We start from the raw sequence: 23,130 nt of genomic DNA, 5'->3' as shown, positions 1-23,130 counted from the left end.
TTTTTATTAGGCTAACACTTATCTAATAATAAAATTGGCATATTTAAACCTGCGGTTTTTGGTTATGGGCATGAAACGGAAAAGCGGAGAGGCCAGGTTTTTACAGGGCCCTTGGAAGCAATTGTTCGAAGGCAATGTCCTGGGCCACGCCTCGGAAATCAAATTGAACCCGGAATCCGTCGTGCTCGCAACCGTCTTCGACGAGGAAAACGGCAAAAAAAAGGGCGCGCTTACGCAGCTCTTCAAGGTTTTCCACGCTACCGGCAACATAGACGGTTTCGTTGAAACCTTTCCGAAAGACGCGATAGTCGTTTCAAGGCACGACCCTAAAAAAACAATGAAATTCCTGCTCCTGCCCTCCGAGCCGGCGTATTCGCCGCTTGAAAAGGATTCGCTCGAGGAAACCGTCGACGAGCAGCTCAAACAGATTGAAACCTCGGCAAAGCTTGTCGGCAACTTTTCAAAGGCATACGACATAGAGCTCTCGGAACTGGAAAAAAGCGGCGACGAGACAAAAAACGCGTTCTTCTCCCAGCCATTGCTGGCAATGGAACTCATGCCTAACAGCCTTGGCACTGCCGGGCCTGCAACAGCCGACGGGGAGCGGGATGAAGGAAACATGCAAAAACACGACCTGGCCGGTGAAATCATTCTCGGGGTTTCCGCGGAAAACCAGCCGCTCAAAGAGCCGCTGAGGCTTTTCTCGCACACCGTAATCTACGGCGGAACTGAAAAGGAAAGAAACCACGCAATGCACATTCTCATCGAAAGCGCCCTGCTTTCAAGCCTGCCCGCAATAGTCTTCGACTGGAGCGACAGGTTTTCCGGCCTCAAAAGGCAGACGGAGCAGAAGGAAAAGCTCCTCGACTACAAGCTTGACGTGGAACCCATCGGTTTCCCGTTCAGGGAATTCAAGCCCAAGGAAAACATCAAGGCATGCATTCCAAGCCTCAATGCTGACGGCGTGCTGGAACTCTTTGAAACCGGAAACAACGTTGCAGCGCAAACTCTTGCAAAGGCGGTAAAGCTGTCGAAAGCGGAGTCGATCGACGGCCTCATAAAAGAAATAGAAAAAATGCCCGCAACGGACGACTGGAACGATTTCCACAAACTCAAAACCATAAGGCTTGCAAAGCTTTTGGATGTTCGCTATCCCGGATTTTTCGGCGGCCAAAACAACGTCGAGGAAATTTCAAAAAAATGGCTGCATGGCATCGGCAGGACAAGCCACATCAGCCTGGCTGGCCTGGACAAAAGGCAGTCGCTCATTATGGTCGACGCGCTGTTAAGGGAACTGCTCAACCATTTCAGGAAACACGGTTCGCGGGGAGGGCTCAAAACAATGGTTTTCATCCCCGAAACGGAAAAGCTGGCGCCGTTCGAAGATGAAACGCTTGACGGCAAAAGCATCGCCGAAACAATGCTCGAACTCAAAACCTTCGGCACGGGCATAGCGCTCTCGACGCCGGTTGAAACCGACCTTGACAGGAAACTGCTCGAGGAAACCGAAGCCAAAATCGGGATAGTCAAAAACAACGACATCGGCGTGCAGATCAGGAACAAAAGGCAATACAGGGCAATGCTCCGCCCCGGATTAAGCGCGTGCTCGGAATTGCAATAAAATAAAAGGAAACGCAAACCAATGCAATTACAAAAAAAAACGCAAACACAAAAAATGCAAACATAATGCAATTGCAAAAAAAAGCGGCAACTATTTTTTCTTCTCTTTCTTTGATTCGCCGGCCGAATCCTTCGCAAGCCTCTTGTCAATCAGTTCCTTTGCCTGCGCGATCGTTACAAAGTCAAGCGGGTTTATGGCGTCAATGACATATTTGAGCTCGGCAAACTGCTCCTTTGACACCGAGGTTTCCTGCGCATGCTTGAGCTTTGCCTCAAGCTCGTCGACTTTCCCCGAAAGATCCTGCAAATGCAGCAAAAGCTTTTCAATGTCCTCGGAAGCAAGGCCGCCGCTGTCGGAGGAAGCTCCGTTCTGCCTCGGCTCCTCAAAGCCCTTGAACTTCTTGTTCAAAACAAGAAGGTTCCTGCCAAGAATCTTCTCGTTGCGCACTACAAACTTCATTTTCTGCGACAGCACGAGAATCGCGGAATTCAGCGCCTTAATGTCCTCGCGCAGGCTCATGGCGGAAATGCCCGATGAAGCCCCGCCGCCGGAAGCAGAATAAGACTGTGGCCTCGCGGAAACGTCTGCAGGCCTCGCCGGCCTGGAATGTGGCGGCATCAGAGAATCACATTATTTTAAAGAAATTGATACTTAAAAGGCTATTGTATGCCAAGGGAGATAAAAGGAATTTTGCTTGACGCAGCCTATTCTTCCGGAAAAAACGGCGAATCCGACATCGAACTGTTCGTGAAAACGCCTGAAGGAATCCGGCGGTTCGAGGACAAAAAATTCCGGCCCTACTTTTATGCCATAACAAAAGACACGGAAAAAGCAATCGAAGACCTCAGGGAAAAAACGTTTGCGGAGGGCGCAAAGGCCCTGAAAGCCGAAACCGTCAAAAAATCCAATGCCGAAAACGTTGTCAAGATTTATTTCAAAAGCACGAACGAACTCATCATTGCAAGGCAGGAAATAAGCGCTTTTCCATGGCTAATCGAAAAACGCGAATACGATTTGCCGTTCGCGAAACGCTATCTCATAGACAAGCGGCTTGAACCCATGAACGGCATAAGGCTGGTTGTCGAAGGCAATGAAATCCTTGAAGCGGAAAAGTTCGACTCCGAAGCCGAGTTCAGCATTGCCTCGTTCGACTTTGAAACCCTTTCAGCGGAAAGATTTTCCACGCCCGACAAGGACCCGGTGCTGATGGCATCATTCGCCGGCAACGGCCATTCGTTTGTGCTGACTTACAAGGAAAAGTTTGCGGGCATGCAGGGCACCAAAACCTTCGGCTCGGAAAAGGAAATGCTGGAAGCGCTTGTCGCTGAAATCCGCAAAGCGAAACTCGACATCCTCGTCACTTACAATGGAGATTCCTTCGACCTGCCGTACCTTGCCGGCAGGGCGGAAAAGCTGGGCTTTGACGACGGAATAGCATCGGACGGCTCGAAACCCAAAATCAGGCGCAGGGGACAGGACAATGCAGTGAAAATAAACGGCCTGCAGCATCTCGACGCGTTCCAGATGCTCAGGGTGCTCAACAGGTTTGCGGTTGTGAGCCTCATCAAGTTCGACCTCGAATCGGTTGCGGAAAGCCTGTTCGGAACGCCGAAAGAAAAGATAAAAGCTGCGGACATAGCAAGGATCTGGGAAAAAGGCTCGGAAGCCGAATTCAAAAGGCTTGTAGCATACAACCGCGAGGATGCCGAAGCAACACTGAGAATAGCCGAAACTTTTTTGCCGCTCGAAACAGAGTTCTGCAGGCTTGTCAAGCAGACGCTGTTCGACGTGAGCAGGGCATCGGCCTCAAACCTGGTGGAAGCATTGCTCTACAACAAGTGCTTTGAAACCAACAGCCTTGTTCCGGAAAAGCCTTCCGACGAAGAAGTGGGGCAGCGCATAATGCAGAGCTTTGAAGGCGGCTTTGTGCGCGAACCCAAACCGGGGCTGCATGAACGCATTGCGGTATTGGACTTTTCCTCATTGCATCCGAGCATAATGGTTTCGCACAACATTTCGCCGGACAGCCTCGACTGCAGGCATGAGGAATGCAAAGCCAAAAACTCCGCGCCCACCAACCACTGGTTCTGCACCAAAAAAGACGGGTTCCTTTCCTCAATCATAAAAGACCTTTTTGAACGGCGCATGGCGCTCAAGAAAAAGCTGAAGGCGATGGACAGGAAAAGCAAGGAATTTGCCCTGCTGAACGCGCGCACGCAGGCATTGAAAATTTTGCTCAACTCGTTTTACGGTTACCTGGGCTATGCGCGCAGCAGATGGTATGACAGGGAATGCGCAAGGGCCGTGACAATGTTCAGCCAAAAGTACGTGCAGGAAGTCGCGAAGATGGCGGAAGAAGAAGGCTTCGAAGTCATTTACGGGGATACTGATTCCAATTTTTTGAAAATTCCGGCCGGCAAAAACGAAAAGGACGTCGAGGAATTCGTCAGGAAAACCAATGACTGGCTGCCCGGCATAATGCAGATAGATTTGCAGGGATTTTACAAGCGCGGCATATTCGTTTCGCGCAAAGGCGAGGAGAAAGCGGCAAAGAAACGGTATGCCCTGATGGACTACAAGGACAACCTCAAAATAGTCGGCTTCGAATACGTGAGAAGGGACTGGTCGAACATCGCCAAGGAAACGCAAAGGCAGGTCATAGAGGCGGTGCTGAAAGAGGGCAGGCCCGAAAAAGCGATTGCCATAGTCAAAAAGGTTCTGGCCGAGCTGAAGGAAGGGAAGGTTCCGAAAAAAGAGCTTGTCATCCTGACGCAGATAAAAAGGCCGCTCAAAAAATACGTGTCGAAAGGCCCGCACGTCGTTGCCGCTGAAAAAGCCATAAAGCGCGGAAAAGACATTGGAGTCGGAAGCGTGATAGGCTACATCGTTACGCGCACTGGAAAAAGCATTTCCGACAAGGCCGAGCTTGAGGAATTCGTGAACGAAGGCGACTACGACGCCGACTACTACATAAGCCACCAGGTTTTGCCGGCAGTTGAAAAAATCGTGCAGGAACTCGGCTATTCCGAGCAGGACCTACTGCACGGCGGAAAGCAGAGCAGCCTCAACCGGTTTTTCTGAAAAAACGACAGCTAAAAAAGGCTTCTTGTCCAGAAAATAAATCCGATTTTTCATGGAAAGCGAAGAGATTGAAAATTACAGGAAATCCGGGGCAATCCTCAGGAAAGCCGTTCATTTCGCCAAAAAAGAGGCAAAGCCGGGCGCAAAGCTGTCCGGCCTGGCGGAAAGCATTGAAAAGTTCATCGCCGAAGAAGGCGGAAAGCCGGCGTTTCCCGTCAATTTGTCGCGCAACAACGAGGCGGCGCACGCCACCCCGAGCATCGGCGACGAAAGCGTTTTTTTGGAATCGGATGTCCTGAAGGTGGACATCGGAGTGCACGTCGAAGGCTTCATCACCGACACAGCTTTCACTGTCAACCCGTCGAACAGGCACGCAAAAATGATTGAAGCCGCGGAGAAAGCTTTGGAGAACGCGTTAAGCCACGTCAAAGCCGGGCAAAAAATCTCCAAAATCGGGCAGGAAATTGAAAAGACGATAAAGCATTACGGCTTTTCCCCTGTCGAAAACCTGACAGGCCACGGTTTGCAGGCATTCGAAGCGCACGCCCCCCCAAGCATTCCCAACATCGAAAGGCCCGACGACCGGATTCTGGAAGACGATTCGTGCATTGCAATCGAACCGTTCGCGACCGACGGAGAGGGCATTGTGCGCGAAGGGCAGAGCGTTGAAATCTTTTCCCTTGAAGAGCCGAAAACAATGCGCAGCCCGGTCGCAAGGAAAATACTCGAATTCGCAGCCGAAAACTATTTTGCACTGCCTTTCGCGGAAAGGTGGATCGGAAGGGAACTGCAGCTTTCGGATTTCCAGCGCAAAACAGCGTTGCGCGAACTGGTCTTCAAAAAATGCCTGCAGTCATATCCCGTGCTGCGCGAAAAAGACGGCAGGATTGTCACGCAGGCCGAAACAACAATTCTTTTGGCGGACGGCAAGGTTGAAACCCTCGTCTGAACGCTTCGCCACCGCAAAAAGCCTGAAAGCCTGCTAACCCAAAAACGCCCGCAAAGATTTAAATAGTAAAAAGCGAATTATAATAGCACAATCGCGGGCGCGAAAGCCGCCGGTTAAAAAGTGAAGAACATGGGTTTGCAGTTCCTCAAGGACAACGCCGTAACCTTGAAGCCCGCGGCATTCGTCGGAATACTGGTTGTGCTCATTGCAATCGGCTTCGCGTTCGGAAACGTGCTCGCGCCCAAGCCCGTGGAACAAAAAGCCGTGCCGCAAAACAACGCAAAAATCGCGGACTATTCGGCAATCACAACCGAAATTGACTCTTATCTCGCGGCAAGCGGCCCGGACGACAAGCCCATGACCGGCGCAAAAATAGCCGAACTCAAGCAGGGCGTTGCTCTGCTGGCAAAAGACGACCAAACCGGCGGGCAGACAACCGCGGCATACAATTCGGCCCTGAACGCCATAAGCGCGATAGAGGGCGCAAGGCAGGGGTTTGAAGAAATCGGAAAAGTGAACCTCTGCGGGGATGGCGCAAGCAGTGCAATAGCAAAGCTTATTCCGTCAGCCGAACAGAAAGTCTTGTCCGCGCGCGAAGAAATTTCGGGCGCCGACAAAATCGCCAAAGGGCTTTTCAACAGCAATCCAGGCGCGGCAGTCGTGGCAGGCATTTCCACAACCATTGCAGAAAAGCTTTCCGAAAAGCTGGCAGGCATCGGGAACGAAATGGCAATCGAAAACATGAAAGCCCGCAACCAGGACCAGGAATACTGGAATTACATAAAAGAGGCCTGCGAAGCGGGAACGCCGGACCCGGATTTTGTTCCTCCGAAGGAAACCAGCCAGCCGGAAGTGGTTCCGATGTCCGACCCCGGCTCAAACTATGGGCCGCCGGACACAAACGCGCCGGGTGATGCGCAATGACAATGAAAAAAAGGGTTCTTTTGGCGGTGGCGGCATTCGCATTCATCTTGGCAATGCAGGCGGCAAACGCGCTTACTGCCTGCTCGTACCAACAAGAAGTCGGAACCAACTTTTACTGCTACATTGACAACAGCCCAGGCGAAATACACATAAACGAGTTTTTGGTCGGCAAGGGACAGCTTGAAGACCGCGGTTTTGGCACATACTATTTGACGATAATGCCCGGCGGAGTGCTGCGAACAAACAGGATAGCCCTAACGAAAAGCGGTTCTCAGGCGACAACAGGGAAACTCATTATTGACATAAGGGGACCGGCCAGCGGGGAACCAAGCGGAGTCATAAGGCGCAGGACAACAATCGACATGACCATTGATGCGACTTCAATAAGCGCGACCGGCCCGAGCAGGGACGGCGCGTCAATCGCGGATGTCACATCAATAAGCCTTGACGAAACCCTGCAATTGAACGACAGCGCCCGCATCCAGGTGAATGCGCCCGGAATAGTGACTGCGGAGAGAATCTGGCTGTACAGTTCAAACATCCGGACCGACCACGGCGCAATCACCGCCAGAAGCGACTTTTATGCCGGAGGCCAGCGCGACAACTACGCGCTTTACGCCAAAAGCCTCAGCGTCCCGAACGGAAACATAACATTGCAAAACAACAGAGTGGATTTGGTTGGCAATGCGGGCGGCAGCGCAAGCATCAACGCCGGCAACAACATTTACATGAGCGGCGCAAGGGTTGAACTGCATGCCCCTGAAACCGGCACGACAATTACGGCAGGCGGAAACCTCACGGTAAGCGGATTGTACGGCGGGCGCGCACTGCACGCCAGCCGCATAAACGTCGGCAACAATTTCACGCTCACCAACAGCGAAATAGAAAACTGCTGGGGCGGTGAATGCCCCACAAACATCTCTGTTGAAGGCAAATTCACATCAACAGACTCGGTTATTATAGCGGACCACGGCGAAATAAAAGTAGGCTGCACTGCGCCGACAGCCGACGCCGGAATGGTCGTTGACGGCAGGACATCCGGGAGGGACATAGGCATCCACTTGCCAAACAAAATCCAGCTGTGCAGGGGAAACCTCAAGCTCAATGACACGCAAATACACTATATCAGCGGCCCCGTGACAGCATCAACAGGCAAAATAAAAACGACGAATTCAAGAATGCATTTCCAGCAGAACGGAAGCATTACCGCCGGCGGAACCGATGAAAGCGGAACTGGCGAATTTGCGGGCAACTGGGCAATCAGCATGACGGGAAAAGGGCCGGTCGCACAGTATACAATTGACGGCAGCGGCATAACCGACCGCCTGATCAAAGCAACGAACGGCTCGATAATTTTAAGCGGAACCGATGTCAGGCACAACCCGAAGCTGGAAAGCTCATTGCAGACAACAATTTCCAATTCGCGCACAGAACTGCAGGGCATCAATTCTGGCGGAAACCTAAACCTTTCAAATGTTGAAATGTATTCGACGGGCGGCATAACCGTCGGCGGAAGGATGAAAAGCCAGAACTCAAAAATCAGCTTTGTGAACAATTACTATCCCATAACCGTGAACGGCCCGGATGACGGCACGCAGGCCGCACTGGAAATAACCGGGCAGAAAAACGGCAAGGCGGTTGAAAACCCGGCGGCAATAACCGCACCAAACGGCTCAATCAACATCCACGACATCAGCAGCTGCGGCGGAGGATGGTGCATTCATTTCATGAAAGGGGCTTTGACGGCAAACAACAACATCACGGTTTCAAACGTGCAGGGCTTTGACGGCCTCAACAACAACGGAATATCAAAAATAGAGTCAGCCAACGGAAACATAAACCTGGCAAACACGACTTTCTGGTCAGTAATCGGCCCTAACAGCGCAAACGCCCAAATCAAGGCATTGAACGGCAACATCACAATCAGCGGGAAGGGCCTGGACCAGCGCAATTTCAATGAAGGAAGCATTGTAAGCCTAATCCGCGCAAAAAACATAACCATTTTAAACAACCCGGAATTCTGGGACGTGACCACCAACACTGCAACAGACCCCAGCGGCGCGGTAATCCAGGCGGACGAAACATTGACCATCCGGAACACCAATTTCAAAAACGGCTGGGGAAACGACATCAAACTGCTGAAAGCCAACAAAATCGACGTTTCAGGCAGCCGGTTTGAAGGCACGGAAAACGGCAACGGAAACGAAAAGATGACAATCGATGCAGACGAAGAGATAAAGCTTGTCGGAACCTACGTGTATGTTTTAAAGCTGATCACGGCACCGAGAATAAGGCTTGAAAACATTGACATGCCATTCATATATCTGGGAATTCAGGCAGAAAAAGACCTTGAATTGGTCCGCGGCCGCATGGCATTCAACAATGCTGCATTCGATCACGTCATTTCAGTTGGAAACGCCGAAACAGACAAGGACTACAAGCTGTTGCTGCAAGGCACGGGCATATGGAATGGCTCCAAGCGGCTCACGGTATCTGTTGACTACGGCGACACAAAAGGCATAAAGATTGAAGAAGTGCCCAGCATCACAGGCAATAACCAGGCAGTGACGATGGGCGCATGCAATTGGAGCGGGAGCGGAACAATCAACCATACGGGAATATTGGCCAACAACTTTATCGTTTCAACTTGGACGCCAAGCCCGACCGCGGCAGCATGGTCAACTTTTTTCCGTAAGAACCCGAACACGGGAGCAGACCCGACAATATCAGCAGACCTTACTTGCCCATTCCGCAACGGCGGCTCAAACAATGGCGGAGGGGGCGGCGGAGGAAAAACCTGCCAGATAACCACGAAAACAGTTAATGCGGATGGAAGCGTCGGCGCAGCCATCGACCAGATTGACGCAGTTGGCGGTGAAATAAAGGTTGAAGCCGGAAACTTCAGTCCGGACGCGGCTCCGGCCGGAACAATCTCATGCGGAAACAACGCGCCGGCAATAAGCTCCGGCGGAACATGCACTTACGGACAGAACAATTTCGAAAGCCAGATAAGCTATGACGTCACTTACACCGATGTGGACGGTTATTCGTGCACCAAGACTTTAAGGCAAAGCCCCGTGCTGACCGGGGGCGGAGGCACCGGGGGAACAGGCGGAAACGCGCCAAGCTGCAACCTCCTGGTCGACCCGTCAAACATTTATCCGGCGAATGCCGCAACAGTCAATGTCAAGGCAAGCGTGTCAAACCCAGTCGGCTCCGGCCATACGGCAAAAATCAAGTGGGATTCCGCGGGCGCGTTCGCAGATGTTGCATTTGGGCAAATCACAAACCTTTCAGCGGGCGTAAACCACAGTTATGCTGTGGTAACGGACCCGACAATCCACCAGATAACCTTGCAGGTTTATGACAATTCAACCGGAACACCGACGCTCATGACAAGCTGCCAATACGATTTAGAGCACGGGCACACAGCGCCGGGCGGCGGGGGCGGAGTCGTGACCTGTTCTACAAACATTTACTGCACGGGCCTGCAGACATGCTCGAACGTGCAGGCAACCTATCCTTATGGCGTCTGCTGCAACGTTGCATGCACCAATCCCACAAACTTCGAACAGGCTTGCACTGACCAAGGCTGGAACACCTGCGATGCTTCAACTGAATTGTGCTCTGGAACAGTGCAGGACGTGCAAAACGGCTTGGTCTGCTGCCAGGGAACCTGCCAGAACACTTCAGGCCAGACATTGCAGCCTGTGAACGTTTTCCTTTTCCTTAACGGTTTCATAATGAAGGCCGGCGGCCAGCCCGTGCAAAGCGGCACGGTTGCATTCACTGTCAATTCCACTGTTGCAGGCGAAAGCTGCAGCACCCCGGCAATCTCGCCGGCATTCAACAACGGCATCATTTCGGTGCAGATCGACCCGTTAAACTGCAAGCTTGTGCCCGGAACGCCGCACACCGGAACCGCGACAATCAGGGACAATGCAACGGGCGCAACCGAAACAATCAATGTGACGTTCACGTCCTGAATGGGCATAAGAAAAGCCAGGGAAAGGTCTTTTTGGTGCCGCAAAAAAAAGCAACGCAGGCAAAAAAGGAAGCCAAAAGCGATGCTCCGGCAAAACCTGGAAGTACATTCAAAAAAGCCACCATAGTCTTTCTGGTGGCCGCGGTAATCCTGGCCGTTGTTCTGGGATACCTGGCTTACGCCAACATCCAGAAAAACATTGAAAACGAAATGAATGAAATCCGGCTGCAGGCAGAGCGGGACAGCAAAAACAGCACTGTGACCGTGACAGAAAAGCCAACCGCAAGCCAGGCTGAAACAAGTGCGGGGGCAGGCAAACCCGAAGAAAGCGCACAATTGAGCGAGGAAACCGATTCTGCGAAGACGGCAAAGGCGATAGAAGTTGCAGCAACCAATGCGACTTACCAGGCATACGTGAAGGACCAAGGTTTTGACGCGAAAGTCTACGTTCTCACGATAGAAAAGAAAGAAATACTAAAACAGCAGTTCATAATATACCAAAATTTGCCGGACAAGGAATTGCACCTCGTGGAATTCTCTTCGGCGGCAAAGGGTTCGTTCATAGCGATAGTCGACATTGAAACAGGGAAAGTGGAAAAGTTTTTCCGCATGGTCGGAATAAGCGCGTGAAAAAAATGGAAAAAAAGTTTTTTTTGCTGGCAGCTGCGCTGTTCATGGCATTCCTTGCAGGCAACGCATTCGCGGCAGTAACCTGCCCCGCGCCCGCAGACCCAAGCATACAGCTCACGGCGGGCACGAATTTCTGCTACTATTTTTACGTTTCAAAAGGCAGCAACTCCGAGCAGGGAACAAACTATCGCGTCGACCTTGACCTGCTGAAAGGCGGAAAGGCGCCCGGCACAGGAAACGCGGCAAGCTGCACAAGCTCCGCGGACTGCGAAATAAACTTCCACTGCGACAACGGAACGTGCAAGCTGACCCTAAGCGAATTGTACGTGTGCGTCAATCTCGGCCACTGCGTTCCAGTCAGCGCCAACGACGTCGCACTGATTGACGTGAAGGCGCCAAGCATTTTTGAAGGCAATCCAATAACAGTAAAACTCAGCGTGTACAATAACAATTCCGGGCCGGTGAACCTCCAAACCGAATACAAATTTTTTGACACCAGTGGAACCCCGTTAACCGGCGGAACCTTCACGCCCGGCCCATCGGCAACGCCGGTTGGCAGCATTAGTGCCACGGGCCTGCTCGCATTCTCAAACGTTCCGGCCAACCAATCTGAACTGACAATCGGCAGCTATTCATACAATCCGCCGGGGGGACTTGCTGCAAACAAAGACAGTTATAAAGTGCAAATAACACTCAAAAGCATAGTGCCAGTTGACCCTCTTGCGCCACCGGCAAACTCCAATCCGAACAACGATTCAAGGGAAGCCTATTTCAGCGTGTCAAAGCGGACAAGCGCAACCAACATTCCCGAAACAAACCTGCTGCTATTGCCCGCGCTCTTCGCGGTAATCGCATTCATACTGTTCCGCGAATAAGCGCTTTTATTATGGCAATCCAACACAAGCCATAAAAAGACTTTTTCAGCACAATTGCTTCTGGCAAAATTGCCCGGACAGTTCTGGCCCCATGGTGTAGCCTGGACAGCACGGGGGCTTGCGGAGCCTCTGGCAGGGGTTCAAATCCCCTTGGGGTCGAAGCGCGTTCCGGCGCGCAAAAAAAAATATTCTTAAAACAAACCCAAAACAAATACTAGCATAATGCAGGGGTAGGGAAGCGGCCAAACCCGCAAGGTTCAGGGCCTTGTCGCTTAGTGCGTTCGGCGGTTCGAATCCGCCCTCCTGCAAAGCCGGTTCCGTCCGGCTGGTTCGGAACCAAGGCGTATTGCCAGCGCAATACGCCGAGTAAGCAGTAGTAAATGATTGGGGACGGGTGAGGGGGCGAAGCCCCCTGCGTTCGGAACCAAGGCCATTGCGTTGCAATGGCCGAGTAAGCACGAATTCCCGCCGCCGCATAGGTATTTAAACCTTGCATAGGCAGATTATTTCAGGTTTTCAGAATGAAAAGTGAGTTACTTCACATCGTATGAAAATTCTCTTAAATTCTTGAATAGAAGTAACTCTGAAAGCCTGTTTTCAACGCAACCCAGCCCTCAGGCTGGATTCGCGGCGGAAAACCTTTTAGCGGCAGAGGATAATACGAAAAAGAACAGATGGGTACTGAGCGCAGCGAAGTACCCGTCGTCGAACCCGGCGGACGAAACCGCCGAATGGCTTGTGTGGTGTAGTGGCAGCATTGGGGACTGTGGAAACCTTTTGGAAAAAGGTTTGCGAAAAACCGCAAGAAACCTTTTCCAAAAAGGTTTGCGAAAAACCGCAAGAAACCTTTTCCAAAAAGGTTTGCGAAAAACCGCAAGAAACCTTTTCCAAAAAGGTTTGCGAAAAACCGCATGGTTGCAGTTATCCCCCGGCCCGGGCTCGATTCCCGGCACAGGCCTCGCCGTCATCGCCCGGCGGGTGCGAAACCAAGGCATATTGCTGCGCAATATGCCAAGTAAGCCTTTACTTGGCACGTGGTCTACATGCTGAAAGAAATAACCGCCGAAAAACCCGGAGAGCTTGAAGCGTTCCTTGCCGGGCTGGAGGCGCCGGACAAGAATGTCGAAGAAACCGTCCGAAGCATTATCGCGGAAGTCAGGGAAAAAGGCGATTCCGCGCTGATTGCGTTTTCGGAAAAATTCGATGGCGTGCGGCTTTCCCCTGAAAGCATGGAAGTGAGCAGTGCGGAGATTAAGGCGGCTTATTCCAAAGTTTCGAAGGCACAGGTTGAAGCCTTGAAGCTCGCGAAAAAAAACATTCTTGCTTTTGCAAAAAGGCAGCTGCCGAAAGAATGGAAAACTGAAAATGCGCAAGGCGTGGTTGTTGGGGAAATTGTCAGGCCATTGGACGTTGTCGGCATTTATGTTCCAGCGGGCAGGTATCCTTTGCCTTCAAGCGTTTTGATGAATGCCTTGCCTGCGAAAGCCGCGGGCGTGAAAGAGATTGTGATGTGCACTCCGCCGAAAAAGGATGGCACTAACCCGCTCGTGCTTGTCGCAGCCGACATCGCCGGCGTGGACAGGATTTTCACTCTGGGCGGAAGCCAGGCAATTGCCGCAATGGCATTCGGCACCAAAACCGTGCCGCGCGTGCAAAAGATTGCCGGGCCGGGAAACGTTTTTGTCGCAACCGCGAAAAGGCTTGTTTTCGGCCAGGTTTCCATTGATTTTGTTGCCGGGCCGAGCGAGGTGTGCGTTGTAGCGGACTCGAAAGCCGACGCGAAAATCGTTGCGGCCGAGCTTTTGACGCAGGCCGAGCACGACTCAAACAGCGTCTGCATTCTTGTCACGCCGGACAGGGCGCTCGCAGAAAAAGCCAAAGCCGCGCTTTCGGTTCAGCTTGAAACAGCAAAGAATGCCGAAACAGCACGCAGGGCGCTTGAAACCAATTCGGCTGTTGTCATTGCAAGGGATCTGCAGGACTGCGCGGGCATCGTGAACCAAATCGGCCCGGAACACTTGGTGCTTTTCGGCAGGGCGGAAAGGCTTCTGCCGCAAATAAGCGCGGCTGGAAGCGTTTTTCTCGGAGACTTCAGCCCGGTAGCCGCGGGAGACTACTGTTCCGGCACAAATCACGTCCTGCCAACCGGCGGAACGGCAAAACAACGCGCTGGCCTGTCGGCAAGGGACTTTGTCAAGGTCATCGCGTTCCAGAAAATCTCTGAAAAAGGCCTGAAAGGCCTGCAAAAAACGATTGGTGCAATGGCTGATTCCGAGGGCCTTGAAGCGCACAAAAAAAGCGTTGAAATACGCTTGGACCGCGGAAAAAGCGCGCCCGGAAGCGGGTTTTCTGGCGTTGACGCGATTGTTTTGGACATTGACGGCGTGCTGGCAGATGTAAGCAACACTTACAGGATTGCAACAGTGAAAGCGGTCGAAGTTTTGTACGGAAAAAGGTTTCCGGTGCAGAAAACCGCTTTGTTCAAGCGCTTGGGGGGATTCAACAACGACTGGCACGTTGCCTATGCTTTAAGCCTGGTTGCGTTGCTGCAAAAAAACGGCTTTCGCGTAAGCGGGGAAGAATTCGCCCCGAAAATCGGCTTGGACAAAGGCTTTGAAGGCGCAGAAAGGGCTGCAAGGCAGATTGCCGGCCAAAAGTGGGAAAGCATTGCACGCGAATACGACCGCGAAAAAATCATGGACGCGTTCGAGGAACTATACCTCGGCGAAAGGCGTTTCACGGAGTTTTTCGGCAAACCGGCAAGATTGGGCGTGAAAAAAGGGCTTTGCGAAAACGAAAAAATGATTGTTTCAAGGAAAACCGTCGAGTGGCTGAAAAACAACGGCAAAAAGCTCGGCGTGATAACCGGGCGCACGTTCAACGAAGCAATGCTTTGCCTTGAAAGATGCGGCCTTGCAGCGGCGATTGCAAAAGAAAACATTTTTTCGGATGAAACCGCAAGCGAAACCGGCGGAAAGTTGAAACCAAACGCCGCGCCGCTGGAATGGATGAAAAAAAGGCTCAATGCCGAAAAGGTTTTGTATGTGGGTGACATGATTGACGACCTTGAAATGGTGAAAAACGCGGGCGGCCCGCTGAAAGGCAATTTTTGCGCAATGGTTTTGACGGGCGCGTTCTCGCCGGGCAAAAAATTTTATTTGGAAAAAGGCGCGGACGCCGTGTTGAAAGACATAAACGAACTGCCAAAGCTTTTTGGAAAGCCGGAGCATGCGGGAAGTGAATGAAATGATTTCCGAAACCGGCAATGTGAAAAAGCTCAAGCCGTACAATCCTCCGACAGCCAGCAGGCTGGGCAAAATGAGGCTTGACTTCAACGAAAACACTCTCGGCCCAAGCCCGCGCGTTCTCACGGCAATCAAAAACGTTTCAGCGGAAAGGCTGTCCGCGTATCCGGAATACTCGGAGCTGACAAAAGCGATTGCGGATTACAACAACGCGAAGCCGGAAAACGCCGTGCCCTTCAACGGCTCGGATGAGGCCATCCGCGGATGCATTGAATGCTTTGTGGGCAACGGAAAGATCGTGATTCCGACTCCGAGCTTTGCCATGTTTTACTTTTACGCTGAACTGCAAGGGGCGAAAATTGCAAAGCCGCTGTACAATGAAGACCTCTCATTTCCGACGCAAAAAGTGCTCGCGGAAATCAAGGGCAGCCGGGCAGTCATTCTCTGCAACCCCAACAATCCGACTGCCACCGAAATTCCGGAAAAAGACCTCATCGAAATCATCAGGGCCGCGCGGGCGGAAGGCTGCCTGGCAATCGTCGACGAAGCATACTCGGAATTCACGAAAGAAACCGTTGCCGGCAGGATTGGAGAGTTCGACAACCTTGTCGTGCTCAAAACCTTTTCAAAGGCAATGGGCCTCGGCGGAATGCGCATCGGATACGCTCTGGGAAACGAAAAAATCATTTCAACGCTGAAAAAGGCGAAGTCGCCTTACAGCATCACCGCTTTGAGCGCGCTCGCGGCAACGGAAGCGCTGAAGGACCCGGCTTACATGCAGGATTATGTGAAACAGGTTGAAGCGGGGCGCGCAATTCTTGAAAAGTTCCTTGACGAAAAAGGCGTGAAGCGCTTTCCGAGCAAGTCGAATTTTCTCGTCGCACGCTTTGGCAAAAACGCCAAAGCAATCGCCGAAAAGCTTAAGGAAAAAGGCTTCCTTGTAAGGGACAGGAGCGGTTATGAGAGACTGGAAGGCTGCATCCGCATCAGCATCGGCACGCCAGAACAGATGAAAAAATTCTGCTCCGCGCTGGAAAAGGTTTTGGGTGAAACGAAATGAGCGAAGGCAAAGGAAAGGCAAACGAAAAAAAGGCGAAATCATTCGTGAGGAAAGCGGAGATTGAACGGAACACCACTGAAACCAAAATCAAAGCCTCGGTAAACCTTGACGGCGAAGGCAGGTATGAAATTGAAACCGGAATCGGGTTCTTCAACCACATGCTCGAACTTTTCTCCAAGCACAGCCTCATCGACGTTTCGCTTGAGGCAAAAGGCGACTTGGAAGTGGATTTGCACCACACTGTCGAGGATACCGGCATTGTCCTCGGACAGGCAATAGCTAAAGCGCTTGGCGACAAAAAGGGCATTGCAAGGTACGGCTGGGAATACGTGCCAATGGATGAAAGCCTTGCGTTCTGCGCGATTGATTTGAGCGGCAGGCCAAAGCTTGTGTTCGACGCAAAGTTTCCGCTCGACCGCATCGGCGGGTTTCCGACCGAGCTTGTGGAAGAATTCTTCCAGGCAGTGGCAAACGAGCTGAAGGCAAACATCCACGTCAAAGTTGTTTACGGAAAGAATGCACACCACCTGGTTGAAGCGCTGTTCAAGGCTTTCGCGCGCGCGTTGCGTTGCGCGGTTGAATTTGACAGGCGGCAGAAGTTTTTGCCGAGCACCAAGGGAATGCTATGATTGCAATCATTGATTATGGCAGGGGCAATTTGCAGAGCGTCCGCAACGCCTTCCGAAAAATCGGCGAAAAGGCAGTCATTGCGAAAACTCCTGAACAGGTGGGAAAAGCGAGCAAGGTCGTTTTTCCCGGCGTGGGCAATTTCGGCGAGGCAATGCGCGAACTGCGCGAAAAAAAACTGGACTACGCAATCGAATGGGCAATCGAGGAAGGAAAGCCTTTCCTCGGCATCTGCATCGGCCTCCAGGCGCTGTTCGAGGAAAGCGCGGAAAGCCCTGAAAGCGAAGGCCTGAAAGTTTTGCAGGGCACGGTTGAAAAATTTGAAGGAAAAAACCTGAAAGTTCCCCAGATCGGCTGGAACCAGGTCGAAAAGGCAAAGGAAAGCGCGCTGCTCGAGGATGTTCCCGACAATTCGTTCTTTTATTTCGTGCACGGCTATTATGCCAAGCCGTTCGACAAGGACATCGTCTCTGGCGAAACCGATTACGGCGGAAAATACTGTTCCGCTGTTGAAAAAGACAACGTTTTTGCCGTGCAATTCCACCCGGAAAAAAGCGGAGCCGCTGGACTTAAGGTGCTGGAGAATTTTGTTGAAATTTGAGGTGATACTATGGAGAGACGACATGAGGCGCACCCGGAAGGGCTTAAAGAACGTTTCCGGAATATAGCGCAGGGTTATTTTGGGCAAGATGTGAGAGAATCGACACATACCGTCCCCGGAACGGATATGCCGGCCCAGCAACATGTGATTCCGGAACTGCAAAAATTGCTGGAAACCGGATTGGGCCCAGACCAGCAACTCGAAAGGCTGACACTAAGATTGGTTGAACGCAATAGGCCGCTCACAAGCATTCCCACGGAAGTCCTTGAAAGCACAATGGAAAGGATAAACCGGTTCATTGAAATAGAACACGAACGCACGACAGAACAGCCCGAACACACAACGGACATTATTGCAAATGGATTAATTACAATGTACACCCGCGTTCAAACTGAATTAATGAATAGAGAATAAAACTGGTTTCAAATGCTCGCAAAACGAATCATTCCCTGTCTGGACTGCGACCTTTCGGTCGCGCAAGGAAGAGTCGTCAAAGGAGTCCAGTTCAAGGAAATAAAATACGCCGGCGTGCCGTGGGAGCAGGCCGAAGCGTATTACGCGCAGGGCGCTGACGAAATCGTCTTTCTGGACATCACCGCAAGTTCCGAGAGAAGAGAAACAATGGTTGACGTAATCGAAAAAACCGCGCAGGAAGTTTTCGTGCCGTTAACTGTCGGGGGCGGAATACGCTCACTGGCGGACGCAAAAAGTGTGTTCGAAGCAGGCGCGGACAAGGTAAGCATAAACACTGCCGCGCTGGAAAGGCCTCGCCTCATTTCGGAGATTGCAAAAGCGTATGGCAACCAGGCAGTCGTGCTGGCGATTGACGCGAAAAAAAGGGAAGAGAAAGGAAAAGTCTGGTGGGAGTGCTCGAAATACGGCGGCCGCAAATTCACGGGAAAAAACGCCCTCGAATGGGCGAAAGAAGCGGTTGAACTTGGCGCAGGCGAAATCCTCCTGACAAGCATGGACCGCGACGGAACAAAAGAGGGCTTCGACCTCGAACTGACAAAAGCGGTTTCGGAAAGCGTTAACGTTCCAGTCATTGCAAGCGGGGGCGGGGGAAACCTTGAAAGCTTTGTGGATGTATTTGAAACAGGAAAGGCCGATGCCGCGCTTGCCGCAAGCATTTTCCATTTCAACGAGTTTCCGGTGTGGAAAGTCAAGGCATACCTGAAAGAAAAGGGAATTGTAGTGAGGGAATGAAAATGTTGTTGCCAAGCATTGACTTGAAAGGCAGAAAAGTTGTCCAGCTGCAGCAGGGCAAAACCGAGAAGATTCGCATAGCGTCTGCTCCCGAAAAATTCGCGGAAAAATTCTCCGCTTTCAGGGAAGTGCAGGTCATTGATTTGGACGCGGCAAAACGCATAGGCTCAAATCTCGCAACCGTCAAAAAAATCTGCTCTGTCGTGAATGCAAACACCGGCGGCGGAATCGACAGCGTGGAAAAAGCCAAAGCGCTCATCGGCGCTGGCGCAAAGCGCGTCATCATCGGCAGTGCCGCAAACAAGGAATTCCTGCAAAAGCTTGGCGCGCAAATTGGAAAGGAAAAAATCATTGTTGCATTGGATTCATGGAAAGGCGAGGTTGTTGTGAAAGGCTGGCAGGAAAAAACCGGGGCGGATTATTTGCAAAAGGCGAAAGAATTTGAAGGCCTGTGCTCTGCATTCCTGTTCACGTGCGTGGAAAAAGAGGGCCTCATGAAAGGCATCGACTTTGAAGCGGTGCAAAGGCTTCGCAAGGCAACGAAAAACCGCATCATTGCCGCCGGCGGGATTGCCTCGCTTGAAGAGGCGCGCAGGCTTGAAGGCATCGGCGTGGACTGCGCATTGGGCATGTCATTGTACACTAGCAAGATAAAATTATCCGACATCCTGCCCGATGAACTTGACTTTGAAAAGGGAAACGGCCTGCTGCCTGCAATCGCACAGGACTGGAATACGGGAGAAGTGCTTATGCTTGCATACATGAACAGGGAAAGCCTTCGCCGCACCCTGAAAGAAGGAAAGGCCTGCTATTGGAGCAGAAGCAGGCAAAAATTATGGGTGAAAGGCGAAACTTCCGGAAACTTCCAGATTGTCAGGGAAGTGAGATTTGACTGCGACAACGACGCGATTCTTCTTAAAGTGAAGCAGGAAGGCAATGTTGCCTGTCACACGGGCAAGAGGAGCTGTTTTTTCAGGAAAGCGGAGGAATTGAAATGAAAGGCAAAGAAGATGGAAGCGGCAAAAAACTCAAGCTTGGCATCCCCAAGGGAAGCCTGCAGAATTCGACAATAGAATTGTTCAAGAAAGCCGGTTATGACATCCGCGCGGAAGAGCGCTCGTATTACCCGAAAATAAACGACGATGAAATAGAGTGCGTGCTCATCAGGGCGCAGGAAATGTCGCGTTACGTCGAACAGGGCGCAATCGACCTTGGCTTGACGGGAAAGGACTGGATTCTTGAAAACAAGTCAAGCGTTGACGAAATCGCGGACCTTGTTTACGCAAAATCCGGCCTTGGAAGGGTCAAATGGGTTCTGGCTGTGCCGAACGACTCGAAAATCAAAGGCGTGAAGGACCTGCAGGGAAAGAGGATCGCAACCGAACTTGTGGGATTCACAAAGGAATGGCTTGCAAAAAACAACGTCAAAGCCGAAGTGGAATTTTCATGGGGCGCAACCGAAGTCAAGCCGCCGACGCTTGCCGACGCAATCGTTGAAGTGACTGAAACCGGAAGCAGTTTGCGCGCGAACGGCCTGCGCATTGTCGAAACGCTCATGGAAAGCAACACGAAACTGATTGCAAACAAAGGCGCGGCAAAGGATTTGTGGAAGAGAAAGAAAATCGACGAAATCGCAACCCTGCTCAAAGGCGCAATCGCGGCGCAAACCCTTGCGGGGTTGATGATGAACGTGCAGGAAAAAAACCTGCAAAAAGTCCTCAAAGTCCTGCCATCATTGAACAATCCAACGGTTTCAAAGCTTTCCAAGGAAGGCTGGTTCGACGTTCTCACAATCGTCAAAATAGACGACGTCAGGACGCTCATTCCGAAACTGAAGGGTGCCGGCGCGGAAGGCATAGTCGAGTTTCCCTTGAACAAGGTCGTGGAATAGTGAAAAATTACAGCGCAAAAAACGTCGACGAGTACATTGCCGGCGCAGGCATAGAAGCGCAGCCGACGCTCAAGGAAATCAGGAAAATAATCAAATCAGCCGTGCCAAAGGCGGAGGAAAGCATCAGCTGGGGCGTGCCATTCTACAAATACCAGGGCCTTCTTGCCGGGTTTGCCGCATTCAAGAGCCACGCCGGCTTCGGCCTGGCGTTCGCGCTTCAAAGTAAAGACCGCAAAGCGCTCGAAGAAAAAGGTTATGTGACCGGAAAAAAAACCATTCAAATCAGGTTCGACCAAAAAGCGCCGGCCGCGGAGATAGGGCAAATCCTTAAAGCAAAAGCGAAAATGAATGAGGCAAAAAAAGCAAAAAAGTAAATGGCGAACAAAAAACAGTCAAACTCGACGAACTAAAAGAGCGGTGGGATTTGGAATGAGGTGTCTTTTTGGAACCGGGCCATAGAAAACCCGAATCCCCTGAAGATAGGGCAAAAGTGGGCCGAAGACTCAGAGACATAATCAAACTTTACGAAGGAAACAGGCCCCTGTGCAGGTGGTCGGTGAGCAAAACCGGCCTGCCAACAATTTACCAAAATCTGGGGTTTAATATCGAGGACATAAGAAGGATTCACCAAGCAACGCCTGACAGAAAAATCAGGGTCCTTGATTTAGGCTGTAAAGAAGGAACAAGCATCATGCAACTTGCCAGAGAATACCCCGAAATGGAAGCACATGGCCTCAGCTTAAAGCGCGCCCCGGAATGGCGCGGACAAGAAAACGTTTTATGGCATGTTGCGCACGCGCACAACACGCGCCGCCCAGACAATTACTTCGACTTTGTTTACTCGCATTTCGGCATAGCACACGCAACGCCCAAAAGCACAGCCTTTGCCGAATTATACCGAATACTCAGGCCGGGCGGGGAAGCCAAATTCAACATGCTCATCCAAATAGGCGGACAAAAAGAGATAAACACCTGGCATAGCGAACTCAAAGCCGCAGGATTTGAAATAATCACGGAAAACACAAAACCTATTCCGGGAACTTATCCGACAAGAGTATTCCACGTCAGAAAGCCAGCGCGTTCGGAATAAAAGTTTGGACAATGCCACGGAATGAAGCGGGCGGCTATAAACCATAGCCCTTTTATGGGATTTTGACAGGAAATCTGAAAGTGAATTGCATGGCTGAAGAAAAATTCCAGGCGATAAGGGGAATGCGCGACATCCTGCCCGAACAGGCGCGCAAAAAACTTTTCCTCGAAGGTTTAGCCAGGCGCATCTTTGAAAAATACGGTTTCCAGCCAATGCAGACGCCCGTCGTGGAAGACTTCGCCTTGCTTGCAAAGAAAGGCTCTGGCGGCGAGGCAATCAAGGAAGAAATCTACTACTTCAAGGACAAGTCCGAGAGAGAGCTTGGCCTGCGCTTCGACCTGACGGTTCCATTGGCACGTGTCATAGCAACAAACCCGCAGCTGCCGAAACCGTTCAAGCGCTACCAGATCGAAAGGGTTTACCGGTATGACAGGCCGGGCGCAAAAAGGTATCGCGAGTTTACACAGGCGGATGCCGACATCATCGGAGTGAAAAGCGTTTTCGCTGACTTTGAACTGATTGCGCTTGCAGCCGAATTTTTTTCAGAAATAAACGTTGATTTCTACATAAGGCTGAATAACAGAAAACTGCTCGAAGCCGTCGCGCAGGCGAATGGCGTGGAAGAACGCCAAATCAAGGACTGTTTCAGGAGCCTGGACAAACTGGAAAAAATCGGCGAAGAAGAAGTCAGGAAGGAATTGGAACAAAAAGGCATTTCCGACAAGATCATTGAAACGCTCAAGAAAAACGATTTCGAAGGCCTGCCCAAGGACGTGAAAGAAAAAGACGGGTTCAAGGAACTCAAAGAACTATTGGATTTGCTTGAAGAAAACGGCCTGTCAAAAAAAGTAAAAGTCGACCTTAGCCTGGCACGCGGATTGGAATATTACACTGGAAACGTTTTCGAGGTTTCAAGTGCGGGAATTTCCTGCGGCGGGGGCGGCCGATATGACAATCTCATTGAAAGCTATGGCGGTTCGCCTACACCGGCAATCGGCATTTCTTTTGGAATCGACAGGCTCCTTGATGTCGTCGAAGAAAAGCTCGGCGTAGAAAACCCGGTGAAATTCTTTGTCATTCCGATCGGAAAAACGCAAAAAGAATGCCTTAAAATCGTGCAGGAAATGAGAAGGCTGGGCCTGAACACTGACATTGATTTGGTTGGAAGGGGCATTTCAAAAAACCTTGAATTCGCAAGCAAGCAGGGTATCAAATTCGCGATTATTGCCGGCGAAGACGAACTGCAGAAAAAAGAGCTTGCAGTCAAAAACCTTGAAACCGGCGAACAGAAAACAGTCAGGCTTGACGCGCTCAAAGAGCTTTGGGATTTGGAATAAAAAAGCTT

General features: G+C 51.3%; 19 protein-coding genes and 3 tRNA genes. 21 read left to right on the top strand and 1 reads right to left on the bottom strand.

Annotated features, from left to right (window positions below):
- Nucleotides 1–64: 64 nt before the first annotated feature.
- A complete protein-coding gene (locus tag HY394_01445; GenBank protein MBI4052679.1) occupies nt 65–1,621 on the top strand; it encodes a hypothetical protein in 1,557 nt (518 codons plus the stop codon).
- A 90-nt stretch (nt 1,622–1,711) separates the two neighbouring features.
- On the opposite strand, the gene HY394_01440 is transcribed toward HY394_01445, so the two are convergent.
- A complete protein-coding gene (locus HY394_01440; protein MBI4052678.1) occupies nt 1,712–2,239 on the bottom strand; it encodes a hypothetical protein in 528 nt (175 codons plus the stop codon).
- Between the two features lie 48 nt (nt 2,240–2,287).
- Here HY394_01440 and HY394_01435 point away from each other — a divergent pair, with 48 nt between their 5' ends.
- From HY394_01435 to hisS, 20 genes are all read left to right on the top strand, one after another.
- Entirely contained in the window at nt 2,288–4,702 is a 2,415-nt protein-coding gene (locus HY394_01435; GenBank protein ID MBI4052677.1) for a ribonuclease H-like domain-containing protein, read from the top strand.
- A gap of 52 nt (nt 4,703–4,754) precedes the next feature.
- The gene (locus HY394_01430; GenBank protein MBI4052676.1) at nt 4,755–5,651 is read left to right on the top strand and encodes a type II methionyl aminopeptidase; all 897 of its coding nucleotides are present in this window, start codon (nt 4,755–4,757) and stop codon (nt 5,649–5,651) included.
- 129 nt (nt 5,652–5,780) lie between these two features.
- Nucleotides 5,781–6,575 (top strand): hypothetical protein, encoded by a 795-nt coding sequence (locus tag HY394_01425; protein MBI4052675.1) that lies wholly within the window; start codon nt 5,781–5,783, stop codon nt 6,573–6,575.
- Nucleotides 6,572–10,561, top strand: coding sequence for a hypothetical protein (locus HY394_01420; protein MBI4052674.1), 3,990 nt, complete (start codon nt 6,572–6,574; stop codon nt 10,559–10,561). Before HY394_01425 ends, HY394_01420 begins: the two co-directional genes overlap by 4 nt.
- A gap of 35 nt (nt 10,562–10,596) precedes the next feature.
- Nucleotides 10,597–11,190: a hypothetical protein gene (locus tag HY394_01415; GenBank protein MBI4052673.1), complete on the top strand. Its 594-nt coding sequence runs from the start codon at nt 10,597–10,599 to the stop codon at nt 11,188–11,190.
- Between the two features lie 5 nt (nt 11,191–11,195).
- Complete coding sequence (locus tag HY394_01410) at nt 11,196–12,065, top strand: hypothetical protein (protein MBI4052672.1); 870 nt, start codon at nt 11,196–11,198, stop codon at nt 12,063–12,065.
- 85 nt (nt 12,066–12,150) lie between these two features.
- Nucleotides 12,151–12,224 (top strand) — tRNA-Arg (locus HY394_01405).
- Between the two features lie 65 nt (nt 12,225–12,289).
- Nucleotides 12,290–12,373 (top strand) — tRNA-Leu (locus HY394_01400).
- A 426-nt stretch (nt 12,374–12,799) separates the two neighbouring features.
- Nucleotides 12,800–13,023, top strand: a tRNA-His gene (locus HY394_01395).
- A gap of 85 nt (nt 13,024–13,108) precedes the next feature.
- Nucleotides 13,109–15,310 (top strand): histidinol dehydrogenase, encoded by a 2,202-nt coding sequence (gene hisD, locus HY394_01390; protein ID MBI4052671.1) that lies wholly within the window; start codon nt 13,109–13,111, stop codon nt 15,308–15,310.
- Entirely contained in the window at nt 15,303–16,370 is a 1,068-nt protein-coding gene (gene hisC, locus HY394_01385; protein ID MBI4052670.1) for a histidinol-phosphate transaminase, read from the top strand. The genes hisD and hisC overlap by 8 nt, the downstream gene beginning before the upstream one ends.
- Nucleotides 16,367–16,999, top strand: a complete 633-nt coding sequence (hisB, locus tag HY394_01380; GenBank protein ID MBI4052669.1) for an imidazoleglycerol-phosphate dehydratase HisB — start codon at nt 16,367–16,369, stop codon at nt 16,997–16,999. Before hisC ends, hisB begins: the two co-directional genes overlap by 4 nt.
- On the top strand, nt 16,996–17,598 hold the full coding sequence (gene hisH, locus HY394_01375) for an imidazole glycerol phosphate synthase subunit HisH (GenBank protein ID MBI4052668.1): 603 nt from the start codon (nt 16,996–16,998) through the stop codon (nt 17,596–17,598). Before hisB ends, hisH begins: the two co-directional genes overlap by 4 nt.
- A gap of 9 nt (nt 17,599–17,607) precedes the next feature.
- The gene (locus HY394_01370; GenBank protein ID MBI4052667.1) at nt 17,608–18,012 is read left to right on the top strand and encodes a hypothetical protein; all 405 of its coding nucleotides are present in this window, start codon (nt 17,608–17,610) and stop codon (nt 18,010–18,012) included.
- 12 nt (nt 18,013–18,024) lie between these two features.
- Nucleotides 18,025–18,804 carry an imidazole glycerol phosphate synthase subunit HisF gene (gene hisF / locus HY394_01365; GenBank protein ID MBI4052666.1) on the top strand — a complete coding sequence of 260 codons (780 nt, stop codon included), beginning with the start codon at nt 18,025–18,027 and terminating at the stop codon, nt 18,802–18,804.
- Complete coding sequence (gene hisI / locus HY394_01360; GenBank protein MBI4052665.1) at nt 18,801–19,802, top strand: phosphoribosyl-AMP cyclohydrolase; 1,002 nt, start codon at nt 18,801–18,803, stop codon at nt 19,800–19,802. The genes hisF and hisI overlap by 4 nt, the downstream gene beginning before the upstream one ends.
- Nucleotides 19,799–20,695 carry an ATP phosphoribosyltransferase gene (locus tag HY394_01355; protein MBI4052664.1) on the top strand — a complete coding sequence of 299 codons (897 nt, stop codon included), beginning with the start codon at nt 19,799–19,801 and terminating at the stop codon, nt 20,693–20,695. Before hisI ends, HY394_01355 begins: the two co-directional genes overlap by 4 nt.
- Entirely contained in the window at nt 20,695–21,069 is a 375-nt protein-coding gene (locus HY394_01350) for a DUF1801 domain-containing protein (protein MBI4052663.1), read from the top strand. The genes HY394_01355 and HY394_01350 overlap by 1 nt, the downstream gene beginning before the upstream one ends.
- Nucleotides 21,070–21,185: 116 nt before the next feature.
- Nucleotides 21,186–21,785 carry a class I SAM-dependent methyltransferase gene (locus HY394_01345; GenBank protein ID MBI4052662.1) on the top strand — a complete coding sequence of 200 codons (600 nt, stop codon included), beginning with the start codon at nt 21,186–21,188 and terminating at the stop codon, nt 21,783–21,785.
- Nucleotides 21,786–21,874: 89 nt separating this feature from the next.
- Nucleotides 21,875–23,122 (top strand): histidine--tRNA ligase, encoded by a 1,248-nt coding sequence (gene hisS, locus HY394_01340; protein MBI4052661.1) that lies wholly within the window; start codon nt 21,875–21,877, stop codon nt 23,120–23,122.
- Nucleotides 23,123–23,130: the final 8 nt, after the last annotated feature.

The sequence above is a fragment of the Candidatus Diapherotrites archaeon genome (genome assembly GCA_016205145.1).
Lineage (GTDB): Archaea > Iainarchaeota > Iainarchaeia > Iainarchaeales > JACQJH01 > JACQJH01.
Note: the sequence above shows the minus strand (reverse complement) of the source record. Positions and strands in the feature narration are given on the sequence as shown.